Below are 18,247 nucleotides of genomic sequence, written 5' to 3' on the forward strand. Positions count from 1 at the left end.
GCTGCGGGGCACGCCCGTGGGGCGCACCGCCTGCCCTCATGCTACTTGCGGGTAACCAGACTGCCCACCCCTCATGGCCGGAGCGTCGAAGGTCACACCGTCCGGGTGCCCGCCCGGGCGCCGGTGAGACGGCGGAGGGACCGGAGAACCTGGCGTGATTTCGACCATCGGTTCGGCGTCTGAACAGGGCTCGGAGAGCGGAAAACCCCCGGCCGGTGACCGGGGGTGCCGTCCGTGCGAGCGGGTCAGGCGGTGGCGGCGAGCGCCCGGACCAGGAGCGGGCTGACCTGTTCGATCTGCCAGTGCCGGGCCCCGTAACCGGCGAGCGTGTCCTCGACGGCGCTCGGCGTCACGATCTTCGGCGGCTCCCAGCAGACCCGGCGCACGGTGTCCGGGGTGATCAGGTTCTCCTGGGGCATGTGGAGCCGCTCGGCCAGCTCGGAGACGGCCGCACGGGCCGCCGAGAGCCGGGCGGCGGCCGCCGGGTCCTTGTCGGCCCAGGAGCGCGGGGGCGGCGGTCCGGCCGGCTGCTGGCCGGGCTGCGGCAGCTCCGACTCCGGCAGCGCCTTCGCCCGCTCCACGGCCGCCTGCCACTGCTCCAGCTGACGGCGGCCCATGCGGTGGCCGAATCCCGGCAGTGCGGTGAGCGCCTGGACGTTCGCGGGCACCGCGAGGGCGGCCTCCACGATCGCGGCGTCGCCGAGCACCTTGCCGGGGGAGATGTCCCGGCGCTGGGCCACCTGGTCCCGGGTGTTCCACAGCTCGCGGACGACCGCCATCTGACGGCGGCGGCGGACCTTGTGCATGCCCGAGGTGCGGCGCCAGGGGTCCTTGCGCGGCGGGGCGGGCGGCGCCGAGGCGATGGCGTCGAACTCCTCCCGCGCCCACTCCAGCTTGCCCTGCCGCTCCAGCTCGTCCTCCAGCGCGTCGCGCAGGTCGATCAGGAGCTCCACGTCGAGGGCGGCGTACCGCAGCCAGGGCTCGGGCAGCGGGCGGGTGGACCAGTCGACGGCGGAGTGGCCCTTCTCCAGGGCGTAACCGAGGACGTTCTCGACCATGGCGCCGAGGCCGACGCGCGGGAAGCCCGCGAGCCGTCCGGCCAGCTCGGTGTCGAAGAGCGAGGTGGGAGCCATGCCTATGTCCCGCAGGCAGGGCAGGTCCTGGGTGGCGGCGTGCAGGATCCACTCGGAGCCGGTCAGGGCGGTGGAGAGGCCGGAGAGGTCGGGGCAGCCGACGGGGTCGACCAGGGCGCTGCCCGCGCCGTCGCGGCGCAGCTGCACGAGGTAGGCGCGCTGGCCGTAGCGGTAGCCGGAGGCGCGCTCGGCGTCGACGGCCACCGGTCCGGTGCCGCGGGCGAAGTCCGCGATCACCCGGGCGAGGGCGTCGTCGGAGGCCACCACCGGGGGAATGCCCTCGCGAGGTTCGAGCAAGGGGATCGGCGCCGGGGCGACGTCGTCCGGGGGGGGGGCGCCCCCGGTGGTTCGCAGTGAACTGTCTGCTGCGGTCTCTTGGGCGTCGGTCACGCGTCAAGGGTATCTGTGTATACGCGCCACCCGTCGACGGAACGTTCCGTCGACGGGTGGCCATGCGCGTAATCCAGCCGGAGACGCATCGGTGCACGTCCCGGCGGGGGTGGGGGTCAGTGGATGATGCCCGTCCGCAGGGCGACGGCGACCATGCCGGCGCGGTCCCCGGTGCCGAGCTTGCGGGCGATGCGGGCGAGGTGGGACTTGACGGTCAGGGCGGAGAGGCCCATCGAGACGCCGATGGCCTTGTTGGACTGGCCTTCGGCGACCAGGCGGAGCACCTCCACCTCACGTCCGGACAGTTCGCGGTAGCCGCCCGGGTGGCTCGGGGACCCGGGGGGCCGGCGGTGCATACGTGCGGCATTGGCGCCGATGGGGGCGACGCCGGGGCGGGTGGGGTGGCCGATGTTGGTTCGGGTGCCGGTGACGACGTAACCCTTCACACCGCCCGCGAGGGCGTTGCGAACGGCGCCGATGTCGTCGGCGGCGGAGAGGGCGAGACCGTTCGGCCAGCCTGCGGCGCGGGTCTCGGACAGCAGGGTCAGCCCGGAACCGTCGGGCAGGTGGACGTCGGCAATGCAGATGTCGCGCGGGTTGCCGACGCGGGGACGTGCCTCCGCGATGGACGATGCCTCGATGACGTCACGTACTCCGAGGGCCCACAGATGGCGGGTGACGGTGGAACGGACGCGCGGGTCGGCCACGACGACCATGGCCGTCGGCTTGTTCGGGCGGTAGGCGACCAGGCTTGCGGGCTGCTCAAGGAGAACGGACACCAGGCCTCCTGGGGGGAGTGGCGGGACGGGGCCGGCTCGGGGGATGAAGCCGGGGCGAACCGTGCTTGAAGGGTCATTGACCTCTTCGGCAGCAGACCCGTCCTCCTTTAGAGGAAGATCACGATTTGGTGAGTAACAATTCGGGCAAATAGGACGCGCGATCGATTGTACGAAAAGAGAGTCGGCAAGTGTGCGAAATGGGTGACGGGGTGTTACGAAACCTGCGGCCCGCGCCGCTGCGGCAGCGTCACCACCGCCGCGTCCGTCGGGTCCGACGGCGGCAGCCCCGCGATCTGGCAGAGCAGATCACCCCAGGCCATCAGGTGCGACGCCGCGTCCGGCACCCCGCCGCGCCCCTCGCGCGGCGTCCACGAGGCCCGGATCTCGATCTGCGTCGCCGGACGGCGCGCGCCCAGCGCACCGAAGTAGTGCGATCCGGCGCGTGTCACCGTCCCTCCGGCTTCCCCGTACGACAATCCGCGCGCGTCCAGCGCCCCGGTCAGCCAGGACCAGCACACCTCCGGCAGCAGCGGATCGGCGGCCATCTCCGGCTCCAGCTCCGCCCGCACCAGCGTCACCAGACGGAAGGCGCCCTGCCAGGCGTCGTGCCCCGCCGGATCGTGCAGCAGGACGAGCCGGCCGTCCGCGAGATCGTCCTCGCCGTCGACCACCGCCGCCTCCAGGGCGTACGCGTGGGGTGCCAGGCGCTGCGGGGGCCGTGTGGTCTCCACCTCCAGCTCCGGGCGGAGCCGGGCTGAGCGCAGCGCGTCGACCGCCGACCGGAACGCGGGCGGGACGGGAGGACCCTCCGCACTGTCCTTGCTGTCAGCGCCATCGGAATGATCGGAAAATTGTCCCTGAGCCGGAGCCATGCCGGGAAGAGTAGGCGGAACGCGGGCCTCGCGCAGGGAGAGACACCCGTGCGGCGCCGGGCTCCTTCGCCATGCGTGCGAAGATTTGGTGCGTGAGTGCCAACACCAGCCCCTCGGGCCAGCAGACGACGACCGCCGCCAGCAACGACGCCCTCCGTGACTCGGCGTTCCTCAAGGCCTGCCGGCGCGAACCCGGGCCGCACACGCCGGTCTGGTTCATGCGGCAGGCGGGGCGCTCGCTGCCCGAGTACCTGAAGGTCCGCGAGGGCATCGCGATGCTGGACTCCTGCATGATGCCGGAGCTGGTCACCGAGATCACGCTCCAGCCCGTACGCCGCCACAAGGTCGACGCCGCGATCTACTTCAGCGACATCGTCGTGCCCCTGAAGGCCATCGGCATCGACCTCGACATCAAGCCCGGCGTCGGCCCCGTCATCGCCGAGCCGATCCGCACTCGAGCCGACCTGGCCCGGCTGCGCGACCTGACCCCCGAGGACGTCCCGTACGTCACCGAGGCCATCGGGATGCTCACCGCCGAGCTGGGCGCCACCCCGCTCATCGGCTTCGCCGGGGCCCCCTTCACGCTGGCCAGCTACCTCGTCGAGGGCGGCCCCTCGCGCAACCACGAGCGCACCAAGGCCATGATGTACGGCGACCCGCAGCTCTGGGCCGACCTCGTGGACCGGCTCGCGGAGATCACCGGCGCCTTCCTCAAGGTCCAGATCGAGGCCGGGGCCTCCGCCGTGCAGCTCTTCGACTCCTGGGTCGGCGCGCTCGCCCCCGCCGACTACCGCCGCGCCGTGCTCCCCGCCTCCGCGAAGGTCTTCGACGCCGTCGCCCCGTACGGCGTCCCCCGCATCCACTTCGGCGTCGGCACCGGCGAGCTGCTCGGGCTGATGGGCGAGGCCGGGGCGGACGTCGTCGGCGTCGACTGGCGCGTCCCGCTGGACGAGGCCGCCCGCCGCGTCGGCCCCGGCAAGGCGCTCCAGGGCAACCTGGACCCGGCCGTGCTCTTCGCCCCCACCCCGGCCGTCGAGGAGAAGACCCGTGAGGTGCTGGACCAGGCCGCCGGTCTGGAGGGCCACATCTTCAACCTGGGCCACGGCGTGATGCCGTCGATGGACCCGGACGCGCTGACCCGGCTCGTCCAGTACGTGCACGAGCAGACCGCGCGCTGACTTCGGGGCTTCCGGGGCGCGGGAGGCTCCATCGCCATCCCGCGCCCCGTCAGCTCCCCGCGCCCCGCACCGCCGCCACCGTCTTGCGGGCCGCCACCAGCACCGGGTCCCACACCGGCGAGAACGGCGGCGCGTAGCCCAGGTCCAGCGCCGTCATCTGCTCCACGGTCATCCCGGCCGTCAGCGCCACCGCCGCCACGTCCACGCGCTTCGCCGACCCCTCACGGCCCACGATCTGCACCCCGAGCAGCCGCCCCGTACGCAGCTCCGCGATCATCTTCACCGTCATCGGCTTCGCCCCCGGGTAGTACCCCGCCCGCTGCGTCGACTCGATGGTCGCCGTGACATACCGCAGCCCGACCGCCCGGGCGTCCTTCTCCCGCAGCCCGGTCCGGGCGATCTCCAGGTCGCAGACCTTGCTCACCGCCGTACCGACCACACCCGGGAACGTGCCGTAGCCGCCGCCGACGTTCGACCCGATGACCTGGCCGTGCTTGTTGGCGTGGGTGCCCAGCGCGATGTGGCGCGTGCGGCCCGCCACCAGGTCCAGGACCTCCACGCAGTCGCCGCCCGCCCAGATGTTCTCGTGGCCCACCGCCCGCATCGCCAGGTCGGTGAGGAGACCGCCGTGCGACCCGACCGTGAGGCCCGCCTCCCGGGCCAGCTCCGCCTCCGGCTCCACGCCGATCCCGAGGACCACCACATCCGCCGGATAGCTCCGCTCCTCGGTCACCACCTCGCTGGCCCGGCCGTCGGGACCGGTGAGGATCTTCGTGACCGAGGCGCCGTTGACCGTGGTGATGCCCAGGCCGTCCATCGCCTCGTGGACCAGCTCGCCCATGTCCGGGTCGAGGGTCGCCATCGGCTGCTCGCCCCGGTTGAGGACGGTCACCTCGAAGCCGCGCTTCAGCATCGCCTCGGCCATCTCGACGCCGATGTACCCGGCGCCGACCACGACCGCCCGCCGCCTCTTCCCGGAGCCCACGGCGTCCAGCGAGTCCAGCAGCGCCTGCCCGTCGCCCAGGGTCTGCACCCCGTGCACGCCCGGCGCGTCGATGCCCGGCAGCTCGGGGCGGACGGGACGGGCCCCGGTGGCGATCACCAGCTTGTCGAAGCCCGTCCAGTAGGAGTCCCCGCTCTCCCGGTCCAGCGCCCGCACCCGCTGCCCCGCCACGTCGATCTCGGTGGCCTCGGTGCGCATCCGCAGATCGATGTCCCGCTCGCGGTGCTCCTCGGGGGTCCGGGCGATCAGGTCGTCCGGACCCCCGACGTCCCCGCTCACCCAGTACGGGATGCCGCAGGCGGAGTACGAGGTGAACTCGCCGCGCTCGAAGGCGATGATCTCCAGCTCGTCCGGCTTCCTCAGCCTGCGGGCCTGCGACGCGGCGGACATGCCCGCCGCGTCGCCGCCGATGACCACGAGTCGCTCCGCTGCCATTTGGGGTCCCTTCCGCCGTGTCAGGGAGCCCACGCTACGGCGCTCAGGGAGCGGGTGCGGTCTCCGGCTCCGGCTTCGGTGCCGGCGGGGCCGTACGGGCCGTCCGCCGGGCGCGCAGCACCCGCCACAGCACCAGCAGCAGCGCGGCCGTCACCAGGAACGGGGCGCTCGCGCCGATCGCCACCGCGATCCACCGGAACATCGTCACGAAGGCGTCCCAGCCGCCGCCCAGCGCGTCCAGGAACCCGGGGTCGTCGTCCTTCCCGCCCTTGCGCGGGGCGTCCGGCTCGCTCAGGTCCAGCGTGATCGTCGCCAGCGAGGTGCGGTCCTTCAGACCCGACTGCCGGGCCAGCAGCGACTCCAGGTCGGCCTGACGGCTGCTCAGCTCGCCTTCCAGGGCGACGACATCGGTGAGCTTCTCGGCCTTGTCCATCAGCTCCCGTACGCGGGTCACGCTCGCGCGCTGGGTGGCGATCCGGCTCTCCACGTCGACGACCTGGTCGGTGACGTCCTTCGCGTTCGAGGAGCGGGAGAGCAGCTTCCCGGCGCCGGTGAGCTTGCGCAGCACCTCCTGGTAGCTGTCCTGCGGCACGCGCAGCACGAGGTGCGAGGACTCGTGCCTGTCGTCGATCCGCTCGGTGTTCTCGGTGGCCACCAGGCCCCCGCTCGCCTCCACCGCGCTCCGGGCGGCTGCGGCCGCCTTCGGTGCGCTCTTCACCTCGACGGAGAGCTCGGTGGTCCGGATGACATGGCTGCCCGCGGCCCCCGGCTTCGGCGCCTTGTCCTGCCGCTCGCCGCTCTTCGCCACCTCGGGAGCGGCGGAGGCCGCCGAGTCGCCCGGGGCGTACTGCTCGTCCACGAGCCCCTTCTGCGCGCCCGCCTTGATGTCCTTCGCCCCGCTCGCGTCGGACGCGGTGTTGTCGGAGGCCCCGCAACCGCCGACGAGCAGCACCGCGCCGAGCGCACCCGCCGTCAGAACGGCACGGAGGCGGGAGCGGCGGTGGTGTGCCGCACGCGGTGGACGGGCGAGGAAGCGGGCGTCGATATCGCTGTTCATAACAGGTCCCCCCAGGACGCGTGTTGATACTGCCGGTTCGACGTGGGCCCTCCCGAACCGGTTTCCGACCGCAGGTTTCGAAGTGGTCACGGCCGGGACCCGGCAGGCGTTTGAGAGAGTGGACCCATGCAGCGTTCACAGCAGGATGCGGAGCCGGCCGCGCGCCATGTCGTCGTCATCGGCGGCGGCATCGCCGGACTGGCCGCCGCCCACCGCCTGGTCGCCACCGGCCTGCGGGTCACGCTCCTGGAGGCGACGGAGCGGCTGGGCGGCAAGCTCATGACCGGCGAGGTCGCGGGCGTCCGGGTCGACCTCGGCGCCGAGTCGATGCTGGCCCGCCGCCCCGAGGCGGTCTCCCTGGCCGAGTCGGTCGGCCTCGGCGGCCGACTCCAGCCGCCCGCCACCGCGACCGCCTCCCTCTGGACGCGCGACGCGCTGCGCCCGATGCCCAAGGGGCACGTGATGGGCGTCCCCGGCGATCCGGCGGCCCTCGACGGGGTGCTGTCGCCCGAAGGCCTCGCCCGGATCGCCGAGGAGCGCGACCTGACCCCGACGCCCGTCGGCGACGACGTGGCGGTCGGCGCATACGTCGCCGACCGGCTCGGCCGCGAGGTCGTCGACCGGCTGGTGGAGCCCCTCCTCGGCGGGGTCTACGCGGGCGACGCCTACCGGATCTCGATGCGCGCCGCCGTACCCCAGCTCTTCGAAGCGGTGAAGGAGGGCGGCCCGCTGCTGGAGGCCGTCCGCCGCATCCAGGAGCGAGCAGCGGCGCGGCAGCAGACCGGGCCCGTCTTCCAGGGCATCGAGGGCGGCATCGGCACCCTGCCGGACGCCGTGGCCGACGCCGTACGGGCCTCGGGCGGCGCGATCCTCACCGAGACCCCCGTCCTCGGCCTGACCCGTACGGACGCGGGCTGGGCGGTCCGCACCGACACCGGGGTGATCACCGCCGACGGCATCGTCCTGGCCACCCCGGCCTGGTCCGCCTCCGCCCTGCTCGCCGCCGAGTCCCCGGCCGCCTCCGCCGAGCTGGCCGGCGTCGAGTACGCGTCGATGGCCCTGGTCACCCTGGCCTTCCGCCGTACCGACATCGAGGCGTACGAGGCCCTGCGCGGCCGCTCCGGCTTCCTCGTACCGCCGGTCGACGGCCGCACCATCAAGGCCTCCACCTTCTCCAGCAACAAGTGGCAGTGGGTGGCCGACGCCGCCCCCGACCTCTTCGTGCTCCGCACCTCCGTCGGCCGGTACGGCGAGGAGGACCACCTGCACCGCGAGGACGGCGAACTCGTCGCCGTATCCCTGCGCGACCTCCAGGCGGCCACCGGACTCGCCGCCCGCCCGGTCGACAGCGAGGTCACCCGCTGGATCGGCGGACTGCCGCAGTACCCGGTCGGCCACCACAACCGCGTCGCCCGCATCCGCGACGAGGCGGCGAAACTGCCCGCGCTGCGGGTCTGCGGCGCCGTCTACGACGGGGTCGGCATCCCCGCCTGCATCGCGAGCGCGCAGCGGGCCGCCGACGAGATCGCGGCGGAGATCGGGGAGAAGATCGCGGGGGAGATCATCGCCACGCCCACCCTGGTTCAGGGCACCGGGAGCGAGGCGGGACAATAGCCGTATGAGTGCTCCTGAGACTGTGACATCCAGCAAGAGTCCGAACGCCGGAAAGAAGGCCAAGGACCTCAACGAGGTCATCCGCTACACCCTCTGGTCGGTCTTCAAACTGCGCGACGTACTGCCGCTGGACCGGGCGGGATACGCGGACGAGGTCCAGGAGCTGTTCGACCAGCTCGCGGCCAAGGACATCACCGTGCGCGGCACCTACGACGTCTCCGGTCTGCGCGCCGACGCCGACCTGATGATCTGGTGGCACGCGGAGACCTCGGACGAGCTCCAGGAGGCCTACAACCTCTTCCGCCGCACCAAGCTCGGCCGCGCTCTGGAACCGGTCTGGTCGAACATGGCCCTGCACCGGCCCGCCGAGTTCAACAAGTCGCACGTCCCGGCGTTCCTCGCCGACGAGACGCCCCGCGACTACATCAGCGTCTACCCCTTCGTACGGTCCTACGACTGGTACCTGCTGCCCGACGAGGACCGCCGCCGCATGCTCGCGGACCACGGCAAGATGGCCCGGGGCTACCCGGACGTCCGCGCCAACACCGTCGCCTCGTTCTCGCTCGGCGACTACGAGTGGATCCTCGCCTTCGAGGCGGACGAGCTGTACCGCATCGTCGACCTGATGCGCCACCTGCGCGCCTCCGAGGCACGGCTCCACGTGCGCGAGGAGGTCCCGTTCTACACGGGCCGCAGGAAGAGCGTCGCAGACCTGGTGGCCGGGCTCGCATAGCCAGCGAGTTCCCGCACCACCCCAACCCGGAAGATCAGAAGACGGGCACCAGGCACCGACCGTGCCGCCCGCCGTTCCAGCGACACCGGGTTCGGCTTCGGGCCCTGCCGGAGTGCATTCGCTGCACTCCGGCAGGGCCCGTCCGCGTTCCTGGAGACCGCTCAGTCCAGCGAGACGGGGTTCGGCTCCGCGTGCGGGGCGCACTCCGCGTCCCCGTCCGGTGTCGCCCCCGTCAGCAGATAGCGCCGCAGATGGTCGTCCACGCAGGTGTTCCCGGCCCCGCCGATGCCGTGCGTCCCGGCGTCCCGCTCGGTCACGAGCACCGCGCCGCGCAGCCGCCGCTGGAGCTCCAGTGCCCCCTTGTACGGGGTCGCCGCATCGCGCTCCGCCGCCAGGATCAGCACCGGCGGCAGCTCGCCCCACTCGGTCGAGACGTCAAGCGGCTGCTGCCGGGGCGCGGGCCAGAAGGCGCACGGCAGGTTGGTGAAGGCGTTGTCCCAGGTCTGGAAGGGCGCGACGGCCGCGAGGTCCGTGTGGTCGCGGTCCCAGACCTCCCACTCCTCGGGCCACGGCGCGTCGTTGCACTCGATCGCGGTGTAGACGGCCCGGGCGTTCTCGTCGCCCTGCGCCGTGATCGCGCGCGGCGACATCTGGGTGATCAGCGGCTCCGGGTTCCCCCGCACGTACTCGGAGAGGGCGGTCGCCCGCATCGCCCAGTAGTCGTCGTAGTACCCGGCCTGGAGGAACGCCGCGTGGAACTGCCCCGGCCCCACATTCCCGCCCGCCGGCTCGGTCGCGAGGCGGGTGCGCACGTCGTCGTAATGACGCTGTACGGACTCGGGGGTGGTGCCGAGGCCGTAGACGTCGTCGTGCTTGGCGACCCAGCGCCGGAAGTCCTCCCAGCGGGACTCGAAGGCCAGCGACTGGTCGAGGTTGGAGCGGTACCAGATCTGCTCGGGGTCCGGATCGACCGCCGAATCGAAGACCATACGGCGTACGCGTGAGGGAAAGAGGGTCGCGTACAAGGAACCTAGATACGTGCCGTACGAGGCGCCCATGAAGGTCAGCCGCTCGTCCCCGAGCGCCGCCCGCAGCACCTCCAGGTCACGCGCGTTGTTGAGCGAGGTGTAGTGGCGCAGCGCCTCGCCCGCGTGCTTCTCGCACCCCCGCGCGTACGCCCGCGCCTGGGCGATCCGCTGCTCCTTGTACGCGGCCGTGGGGTGGGCGGGGGAGTCGGTGGGGCTCTGCGCGAAGGCGGCCGGGTCCTGGCAGGAGAGCGGGGCGGAGGCGCCGACGCCGCGCGGGGCGTAGCCGACCATGTCGTACGCCTCGGCGACCTCCTTCCACTCGGACATCTCGCCCATCAGCGGGAAGGTGATGCTGGAGGCGCCGGGGCCGCCCGGGTTGTAGACCAAGGAGCCCTGCCGACCGGCCGCCTCGCCGGTTGCCAGGGCGCGGCTGACGGTGAGTTCGATGGTCCGCCCGTCGGGCTCCGCGTAGTCCAGGGGGACGCTGACGGTGCCGCACTCCAGGGTGTCCGGCAGCTGCTCCTCCTCCGGGCACGCCCCGAAGGAGATCCCGGCGGCTGCCGCGCGGGCCGCCGCCACCGCCGTACCGCGCTCCTCGGCGGAGGCCGGACCGGGGCCGCCCGATGCGGTGGCGGGGGCGGCGGCCAGGGCGGACAGGACCAGGGAGCCGATCGTTGCGTACAGCGGTACTGCTCTCACGCCGGGACCTCTCTGCGGATGCGGAGAGGGGATGGTGAGGGGCGGGGCGGGTGAAGTACAGCACCGGGCCGGTGTGTTGCGCGGAACGACCCGGTTGCCGCAGTCTCTTTTACTGTTGGTGATTCAGCAGCACTGCTCGTGGTTCAGAAGCACTGCTCGTGGTTCAGAAGCGCCGCTCGTGGTTCAGGAGCACCGCTCGTGGGTCAGGAGCTGCTGCCGCAGCTGGAGCCGCCCGAACTCCCGCAGCTGGACCCTGAGCTCCCGCAGCTGGACCCGCCACCGCAGCTGGAGCCCGAACCGCCGCAGCCGGACCCGCCGCCGCAGCCACCTCCGCCCCCGCCTCCGCAACTCGTGTGCCCCGGGCCCGCGTCGGCGCACCAGACCGTGGTCGCCGCGAAGCCCGACGCCGCCGCCGTACCTCCCACGTACCCCGCCGACCGGCTCCCCGAGAAACCGGACCGCGTCCGCCGGCCCCGCATGTGCAGCCGGGCCGCCGCGATCAGCTGGGCCTGGAGCACCGGGTCGGGGAGCGCGCGCAGCCCCCGGTTGGCGACGAGGTACGGCGGGGTCAGCAGGTAGGCGTTCGCGGCCCGGAAGGCGTGTGCGGCCCGGCGGCCCGCCCGGGTGATCCGGTTGGCGGCGGCCGCGGCCACGACGAGCCCGCTGATCCCGCCCAGCAGGATGCCGGGCAGCATCTTCAGGACGAACGGGAACGGCATGTCGAACGGGGAGTCGTGCGAAATGTACTGAAGGACCGTGAGCAGGATCGAGACCGGGAGCGCGGCGAAGCAGCCCACCCCCTGGACCAGTCCCCACCGCCGTACGGGACGGCTGTCGGCGGGCCGGACGAGCAGCCCGCGCTGGGCGAGCCCGTCACCGATCTCCTGCACCGCCGGGTGGTGCATCACCGCCTCCCGCACCGCGTGCAGAGCCCCGCTCGGCGCGGTCGACAGCGCCTGGAGCACGGCGCGTTCGACCGGGTCGTTCGCCTGCGGACGCTGTACGGAGATGATGCCGGGGCCGCCGATGAGGACCCGGCCGTCGGAGTGCAGCGCGGTGAGCGCGGTGTCCGCGACCCTGGCCGGACCGCCGTTCAGGAACGCCGCCTCGTAGAGGTCGTGGACGGCGGGGGAGGGGCCGGCCGACGGGCGGCGGGACCGGGAGACGATCACCTTCGCGATGAGGAGCACGGTGGAGAGGACGACCGCGAGGGTCCACAGCTGGGCGAGCGTGTTCATGGCGGTCACTTCCCCACGAGGACGGCACGGGCCGCCCGGACGATACGGCCGGCCCGGCTCGGCGGCCGGGGCCCGGAGCGGTCCTCCCACCAGTGCGTCAGCCGACGCTGCGCCACGGGGTCGGGGAGGCCGCCCGAGATCAGGATCCGCTCCACGAAGTCGAGGGCGTCGCGCCGGTAACCACCGCTCATCGGGCGCGACTTGGCGTAGTCGATGAACGCGGCGCGGTAGCCGTCGCCGAGGATCTCCGGCAGCTCGGGCGCCACCTTGGCGACGACGTCGGCGCGCTTGGCGGCCAGCGCCCGGCTCTGCACCCGCAGCCGCCGGTGGTCGAAGCCCTCGGGCGCCGGGGTGCCCGCGACGAGCGCGGAGAGCAGTGCGGTCTGGGCGACGGCGGTACGGTCGCGGGCTCCGGGGGCGGCGGTGCGCGCCGAGGGCGTCGCCGTACGAGGGCGGGCTCCGCGTGGGTCGGCGGCCCCGGCCCGCAGTGTGGCCCGGATCGTCTCCAGCTCACCGGCCAGCTCCGTACCCGGCGGGAAGGCGTCGTCGCGCTCCAGCAGCACGCCCGGCGGGTCGACCCGGGAGCGCAGCTCGGCCAGCACGTCGAGGACCGGGGCGGTCACCGGGTGGGCGTGCGTGTCGTGCCAGACGCCGTCCTTCTCGACCCCGCCCGCCACATGGACGTACGCGATGGCCTCCACCGGCAGTTCGTCCAGCGCCTTCGCCGGGTCCTGGCCGAGGTTGACGTGGTTGGTGTGCAGGTTGGCCACGTCGATCAGCAGCCGCACCCCGGTCCGGTCGACCAGCTCCGCCAGGAACTGCCCTTCGGTCAGCTCCTCGTCCGGCCAGGAGATCAGCGCCGCGATGTTCTCCAGGGCCAGCGGCACGGGCAGCGCGTCCTGGGCGATGCGCACGTTCTCGCAGAGCACCTCCAGCGCGTCCCAGGTGCGGGGCACCGGCAGCAGGTGGCCCGCCTCCAGCCGCGGTGACGCGGCCAGCGGCCCCCCGGCCCGTACGAACGCGATGTGCTCGGTCACCAGCGGCGTGCCCAGCAGCTCGGCCCGCGCCGCCAGTCCGGCGAGCCGCTCGGCGTCCGGGCGGTCCGCACCGCCCAGGCCGAGCGAGACGCCGTGCGGCACGACCGTCACGCCCCGCTCCCTCAGACGCACCAGGGAGTCCGGGAGGTGGTCGGCACAGAGGTTCTCCGCCACCGCCTCGACCCAGTCGATCCCCGTGAGCGCCTCCACCTCGGCCGCGATCTCCGGCCGCCAGCCGATCCCGATGCCCAGCTTCATGGTGTCCCCCTCCTCCGCTCGGTCCCCGGGGTGATGGCCCCGGGGAGCGGCGTCCAACCCGAACAGGGGGACGTTCAGAGGAGGATTTGAGGTTCCGGGCGGGCGGGTCTCGGTACGGCATCGGCTGGGAAGGCTGTCTTACGGGAGCGGCTTCGGAGGCCGCATCACGGCGGAGGGCTTGGCAGAGGGCTTTACGGCAGCGGCGGCATAGTCGGCGGCACCGGGCGCGAGGTGAACGACTGGTCGCCGGTCGGTGTCACCGGCACCGGAACCTGCGGCACCTGCCCGCCCTGCGGCATCGGCGGGCCCGAGGGGCTGGCCGTGGACCCGCCGGCCGCCTCGCGCGCCAGGGCGTCGAAATCGACGAAGCCGGTGCCCTCCAGCATGGTGATGTGGTCCAGCACGGTCTGGTTCGCGTCGCTGGCGAGCTGCCGGATCAGGGTGTTGCGGGTGGTGTGCCTGACCTGGCCTATCAGCCCGAACACCTTGCCGTGGGCGGCCCGCAGGATGTTGGCGAACTTCCGCTCGTACTCGTCCCCGCTCGCCGCCGTCAGTTCCGCCAGCCACGCCTGCTGCTGCTCGGTCGGCTGGTTGGGCAGCTCCACCCCGAGCTTCGCGGCCACGTCCCGGGCCCGCCGGTCCAGGTCCGTGTGGCCGACGACCAGGTGGTCCCCGGCGGCCTTCGTCGCCTCGCTGGGCGCCCGTTCGATCGCCTGCTGCCCGGCGGGCAGCTCCCACAGCCCGGCGAGGCGCACCTTGACCAGGAAGTCCCGGTCGGTCGCGGAGAGCGGGCCCCACTGGGTGGCGACGCTGGACGCGTTCAGGTTCGCCTCGCCGGTGCCCGAACGGTCCGCGTAGGACCAGACGGGGAAGGCGAGCGCGCCGACTGTGGCGACCAGTGCCGCGATGATGAGGGCCGTTCCGTTGATGCGTCGCAACAAGGTGTCTCCCGGGGCGAGGCGAGGCGTGACAGCGTCGATCAGGCGTCAATCAACCGCCTACTGGCTCGCCGTGCAGGCTATTTGGCGGTAATGCCGGTGGGGCGGTATCGGGAGATACGTAGTCGGGCGCAGGAATACTCAGCCGCGGGTGGACCGGTTCGGGCCTACGGGGCGCCGAGCCGGTCGGCGAGACCGGCCAGCCCGTCGGCGTACACGTCGAACTTGTCCGACGTGGCGGGCGGATCGCCGACGGGCCGGGCGACATAGGCGGTACGCAGCCCGAGGGCCTGGGCCCCGCGCAGGTCCCAGGAGTGCGCGGCGACCATCAGAAGCCGCTCCGGCGGCAGCCCGGAGACGGTGACGGCCAGCCGGTAGACCTCCGGGTCCGGCTTGTAGGCCCGGGCGTCCTCGGCGGACAGGGCCTGGTGCCAGCGGAGTCCGGCGTGGGCGTCGATCCCGAGCAGCGCGGTGCGGCTCGCGTTGGAGAGCCCGACCAGGGGGAACCGCCCGGCGAGCCGGGCGAGACCGGCCACGGTGTCGGGCCACGGCGGAAGCTGGCGGGCCGACAGGGCCAGCGCCGCCACGGCGGCCGGATCGTCGACCCCGGCGGTCTCGGCGACGAGCCCGGCGGCCTCCCGGTCGAGGACGTCACTGGGGGCGTAGGGCCGGTCGCCGTCGAGGATGCGGCGCTGCTCGTCCTCGATGTGCCGCTGCCACAGCAGCAGGAGCCGTTCGGTCCCGGCATCGTCGAGTGAGGGGTCGAGGGCGCGGATACCGGCCCGGATCCCGGCGGGCTCGTCGACGAGGGTGCCGAGGATGTCGAAGACGAGGACGTCGATGTCCAGCTCTGCCATGTCCGGGCTCTCCTGGCTTCCGAGGGCGGGGGGGGAGTGTGTGCGTTCACCGGCGGGTTTCCGAGGGGCGTGTGCGTTCCCCGGCGGGACTACGACGGGGTGCGCGCGTTCACCGGCGGACGCGTACGCCCCCGAGAGGGCAGAACCGCAGACCGCCCTCCACGGCGACGGTAGGCCCGGGAGCGATCTCCGTGAACCCCGCGTCGCGTACCACCGGCAGGCCGCTCGTGGTCAGCTGCCGCCAGCGCTCCGGGGTGGCCGTGGCCACGGAGAGCGGGAACCCCGCCTCGCGCCAGGCCTTGCGCTCGGTGTCGGACAGCTCCCACCAGGCGAGCTGGGCACCGTGGCCGACCTGCGCCATCGTCTTGCCCGCCGACATCTCCAGCTCCGGGTTGAGCCAGAGGACCGGGCCCTGGGGGTCGGGGGCGGCGGGCGGTTCGGGGTCGTCCAGGTCGGTGCCCGACACCTGGAGCTTGGCCAGCTCCTTGGGCCAGCCGTCCAGGGGGATCGGCGGGTACACCCGTACCTCCGCGCTGTCGCCCGTCACCGTGATCCCGGGCAGGGCGGCCGCCTTGCGCCACTCCGCGCCGCGCGCCCGGCGCACCACCTTGCGGATCCGGGCGTCCTCCCAGTCCCGCATCGCCCGGGCCCACTCGCCCTCGCCGAGGGACCGCTCGTCGGACAGGATCGTCAGTACCGCGCGGGCGGCGGTGCGCAGGGCGTCCGTGCGGGCGGGCGGGTCCGTCTTCTCCAGGTGCACCACGAGCGGGAGCACGTACTGCGGGGCTTCGTCCCGGTCGGTCGGGCCGTTGTGGAAGGGGCTCGGGGAGGTGGTGTTCTGGGAGGTGTCGTCGCTGCTCACGGTCCCAGTCTGCCAGGCGGAGCCCTACCGGCTCCTTGGCTTGACGGGCCGGCCCGGGTGAGGATGCTCCGCATGAAGAGCGACCTTTTCTCCAGCGAGCACATGGCCCAGCCGGCCACCGCCCCCGGCATGACCTTGCAGAACTCCAAGTCGATCAAGTACGCCGTCAACGGGGAGATGCACGCCCGTCAGGGGGCGATGATCGCCTTCCGCGGCAACCTCCAGTTCGAGCGCAAGGGCCAGGGCATCGGCGGCCTGCTCAAGCGCGCGGTCACCGGCGAGGGACTCGCGCTCATGGCCGTACGCGGGCAGGGCGAGGCGTGGTTCGCGCACGAGGCCGCCAACTGTTTCATCGTGGAGATGGACCAGGGCGACCAGCTCACCATCAACGGCCGCAACGTCCTCTGTTTCGACGCCACCCTCTCGTACGAGATCAAGACGGTGAAGGGCGCCGGAATGGTCGGCGGCGGCCTGTTCAACAGCGTCTTCTCCGGCTACGGCAAGCTCGGCCTGATGTGCGAGGGCACGCCCATCGTGATCCCGGTGACGGGCGCCCAGCCGGTGTACGTCGACACGGACGCGGTCGTCGGCTGGAGCCAGCAGCTCACGACCACCCTGCACCGCTCCCAGAGCGTCGGTTCGATGGTGCGCGGCGGCTCGGGCGAGGCCGTGCAGCTGATGCTCCAGGGCGAGGGGTTCGTCATCGTGCGGCCGAGCGAGGCGAGGCCGGAGCGGACCTCCAACTGACAGCCCGTTCCGACGGTACGGCTCTGGTAGCCCGGCCTGACAGCCCGGTTACGTACGCTTGTGGGCATGGACGACGCCTCGTACTGCGCAACGCCCGCGCCCGCGCCCGCGATCACGGAGGCGGACGCGGGCCCGCCGTTCGCGGAGTGCGTGCTCTGCCGTGAGCCGACCGAGTACCCGGAGTCGGCCAAGGGCGCCACGCTCTGCCCGGTCTGCGCCTGGCAGGAGGCGGGGCGCTCGGCCTGCTCCGGCTGAGTCCGGTCCGGCCTCCCAGCCGGAGAACTCCGTCAGGGCCCGTTTCAGTTCGGCGCGAACAGGGCCTCGGGGGACGGGATGGAGCCGCGGCACACCGTCACGGTTCATGCCGAGGCGGCCCGACCTTCGACGCGGCTCATCCCGCGCTGCGTGAAGCCCGGTCGATTCTCGTCATTGACCCTGTGGTGGGCCGGGTCGTCGTATCCGGCCAGGGCACCACCGGATAGCGCCAACTCCCGGCAACCTCGGCACGGCGTCGCTCCGCGCGCGTTAGAAACGGGCGTCGGTGATCGGGGGAGAGGCGTGGGGGAATGCTGACCATCAACGTTGCTGTGCTTCTGGCCCCGACGGCTTTCGGGCAAGGGCTCCTCGACATCGTGACCCAGCTGGTCACCGGCGTCTCCGACGCCGGCCGATGAGCGCCCGCCGCCGTCCTCCGGCCCGCCGTTCCGCCTCCCGGCCGCGTAGGAAGCAGCTGTCGCGCAAGCGGCAGCAACGGCATCCGGCGGCAGTCCTCATCCCCGTCGTCATCACCCTGTGGGTGGTCGGCCGGCTACTCGACTGGGTCGCCGCGAACCGGTGGGTCGTGGTCGTCGCCCTTGCCCTCGCCGTGGCGGGCGGTGTGCTCTGGTACCGCCATCGGGCCGCCCAGCTCCAGGAGGAGCAGGAGCGCGCCCGGGCGCTGCGCTACCAGGTGGAGCAGCTGGACCACCTGCACCACCGCGCGTTCGAACACGCCGTACGGGACCTGATGTTCCGGGACGGCTGCACCGACGCCGTCCAGGTCGGCGGCGCCGGGGACCACGGGGCCGACGTCAAGGCGACCGACCCGTACGGGCGCCGCTGGGTCATCCAGTGCAAGCACCGCAAGGCCGGTTCCGCCGGGTCTGCGGTCGGAACCCCGGATCTGCATGTCCTCAACGGCACCGGCCGCCCTGTGCACCGCGGGGACGTCGTCGTCCTCGTCACCAACGGGCGGTTCTCCAGGCCCGCCGTGGAGTTCGCGCAGTCCCAGCGGTTGCACCTGGTCGACCGCGCCACCCTTGCCGCTTGGGCCGGTGGCGGCCGGCCCCTCTGGGAACTCCTGCGGGCGGTGCCGCCTCCGAGAGGCCCCAGCCCGTTGTCCTGACCCCG

At 72.9% G+C, this 18,247-nt stretch carries 17 protein-coding genes; 6 read left to right on the top strand and 11 right to left on the bottom strand.

Going from position 1 to position 18,247, the window contains the following annotated elements; all coding sequences use genetic code 11:
* Positions 1–245 precede the first annotated feature (245 nt).
* The 3 genes from GTY67_RS28465 to GTY67_RS28475 all read right to left on the bottom strand — a co-directional run bounded on the left by GTY67_RS28465 (position 246) and on the right by GTY67_RS28475 (position 3,174).
* Positions 246–1,523 carry a ribonuclease D gene (locus GTY67_RS28465; protein WP_161280791.1) on the bottom strand — a complete coding sequence of 426 codons (1,278 nt, stop codon included), beginning with the start codon at positions 1,521–1,523 and terminating at the stop codon, positions 246–248.
* 116 nt (positions 1,524–1,639) lie between these two features.
* Complete coding sequence (locus GTY67_RS28470) at positions 1,640–2,302, bottom strand: response regulator transcription factor (RefSeq protein ID WP_003965521.1); 663 nt, start codon at positions 2,300–2,302, stop codon at positions 1,640–1,642.
* Positions 2,303–2,514: 212 nt separating this feature from the next.
* Positions 2,515–3,174: a DUF3000 domain-containing protein gene (locus GTY67_RS28475; protein WP_093686137.1), complete on the bottom strand. Its 660-nt coding sequence runs from the start codon at positions 3,172–3,174 to the stop codon at positions 2,515–2,517.
* 92 nt (positions 3,175–3,266) lie between these two features.
* Between GTY67_RS28475 and hemE the strand changes: the two genes are divergently transcribed.
* Positions 3,267–4,352 (top strand): uroporphyrinogen decarboxylase, encoded by a 1,086-nt coding sequence (gene hemE / locus GTY67_RS28480; protein WP_161280793.1) that lies wholly within the window; start codon positions 3,267–3,269, stop codon positions 4,350–4,352.
* A gap of 49 nt (positions 4,353–4,401) precedes the next feature.
* Here hemE and GTY67_RS28485 read toward each other — a convergent pair whose 3' ends face one another.
* Positions 4,402–5,790 (bottom strand): FAD-dependent oxidoreductase, encoded by a 1,389-nt coding sequence (locus GTY67_RS28485; RefSeq protein WP_093686135.1) that lies wholly within the window; start codon positions 5,788–5,790, stop codon positions 4,402–4,404.
* A 43-nt stretch (positions 5,791–5,833) separates the two neighbouring features.
* Complete coding sequence (locus GTY67_RS28490) at positions 5,834–6,847, bottom strand: DUF4349 domain-containing protein (RefSeq protein WP_161280795.1); 1,014 nt, start codon at positions 6,845–6,847, stop codon at positions 5,834–5,836.
* 126 nt (positions 6,848–6,973) lie between these two features.
* On the opposite strand from GTY67_RS28490, the gene hemG reads away from it, so the two are divergent.
* Together hemG and hemQ are read left to right on the top strand one after the other, a co-directional pair.
* Positions 6,974–8,461 (top strand): protoporphyrinogen oxidase, encoded by a 1,488-nt coding sequence (hemG, locus tag GTY67_RS28495; RefSeq protein WP_161280797.1) that lies wholly within the window; start codon positions 6,974–6,976, stop codon positions 8,459–8,461.
* Positions 8,462–8,465: 4 nt separating this feature from the next.
* On the top strand, positions 8,466–9,194 hold the full coding sequence (gene hemQ / locus GTY67_RS28500; RefSeq protein ID WP_093686132.1) for a hydrogen peroxide-dependent heme synthase: 729 nt from the start codon (positions 8,466–8,468) through the stop codon (positions 9,192–9,194).
* A gap of 161 nt (positions 9,195–9,355) precedes the next feature.
* Here the strand turns inward: hemQ and GTY67_RS28505 are convergent, their stop codons facing one another.
* The 6 genes from GTY67_RS28505 to GTY67_RS28530 all read right to left on the bottom strand — a co-directional run bounded on the left by GTY67_RS28505 (position 9,356) and on the right by GTY67_RS28530 (position 16,111).
* Positions 9,356–10,921 (bottom strand): alpha/beta hydrolase, encoded by a 1,566-nt coding sequence (locus tag GTY67_RS28505; protein ID WP_161280799.1) that lies wholly within the window; start codon positions 10,919–10,921, stop codon positions 9,356–9,358.
* 203 nt (positions 10,922–11,124) lie between these two features.
* Complete coding sequence (locus tag GTY67_RS28510) at positions 11,125–12,159, bottom strand: TIGR04222 domain-containing membrane protein (RefSeq protein WP_161280801.1); 1,035 nt, start codon at positions 12,157–12,159, stop codon at positions 11,125–11,127.
* A 5-nt stretch (positions 12,160–12,164) separates the two neighbouring features.
* Positions 12,165–13,454 carry a DUF692 domain-containing protein gene (locus GTY67_RS28515; RefSeq protein ID WP_161280803.1) on the bottom strand — a complete coding sequence of 430 codons (1,290 nt, stop codon included), beginning with the start codon at positions 13,452–13,454 and terminating at the stop codon, positions 12,165–12,167.
* Between the two features lie 191 nt (positions 13,455–13,645).
* Positions 13,646–14,392 carry a DUF4142 domain-containing protein gene (locus GTY67_RS28520; RefSeq protein ID WP_202462598.1) on the bottom strand — a complete coding sequence of 249 codons (747 nt, stop codon included), beginning with the start codon at positions 14,390–14,392 and terminating at the stop codon, positions 13,646–13,648.
* Positions 14,393–14,559: 167 nt separating this feature from the next.
* The gene (locus tag GTY67_RS28525; RefSeq protein ID WP_161280806.1) at positions 14,560–15,249 is read right to left on the bottom strand and encodes a haloacid dehalogenase type II; all 690 of its coding nucleotides are present in this window, start codon (positions 15,247–15,249) and stop codon (positions 14,560–14,562) included.
* 109 nt (positions 15,250–15,358) lie between these two features.
* On the bottom strand, positions 15,359–16,111 hold the full coding sequence (locus tag GTY67_RS28530) for a peptidyl-tRNA hydrolase (RefSeq protein WP_161280808.1): 753 nt from the start codon (positions 16,109–16,111) through the stop codon (positions 15,359–15,361).
* 72 nt (positions 16,112–16,183) lie between these two features.
* Between GTY67_RS28530 and GTY67_RS28535 the strand changes: the two genes are divergently transcribed.
* The 3 genes from GTY67_RS28535 to GTY67_RS28545 all read left to right on the top strand — a co-directional run bounded on the left by GTY67_RS28535 (position 16,184) and on the right by GTY67_RS28545 (position 18,242).
* Positions 16,184–16,858, top strand: a complete 675-nt coding sequence (locus tag GTY67_RS28535; protein ID WP_093686125.1) for an AIM24 family protein — start codon at positions 16,184–16,186, stop codon at positions 16,856–16,858.
* Positions 16,859–16,924: 66 nt separating this feature from the next.
* On the top strand, positions 16,925–17,113 hold the full coding sequence (locus tag GTY67_RS28540) for a hypothetical protein (protein WP_161280810.1): 189 nt from the start codon (positions 16,925–16,927) through the stop codon (positions 17,111–17,113).
* A 415-nt stretch (positions 17,114–17,528) separates the two neighbouring features.
* Positions 17,529–18,242, top strand: a complete 714-nt coding sequence (locus tag GTY67_RS28545; RefSeq protein ID WP_093686124.1) for a restriction endonuclease — start codon at positions 17,529–17,531, stop codon at positions 18,240–18,242.
* Positions 18,243–18,247 lie beyond the last annotated feature (5 nt).

Source organism: Streptomyces sp. SID8374 (genome assembly GCF_009865135.1).
Taxonomy (GTDB): domain Bacteria; phylum Actinomycetota; class Actinomycetes; order Streptomycetales; family Streptomycetaceae; genus Streptomyces.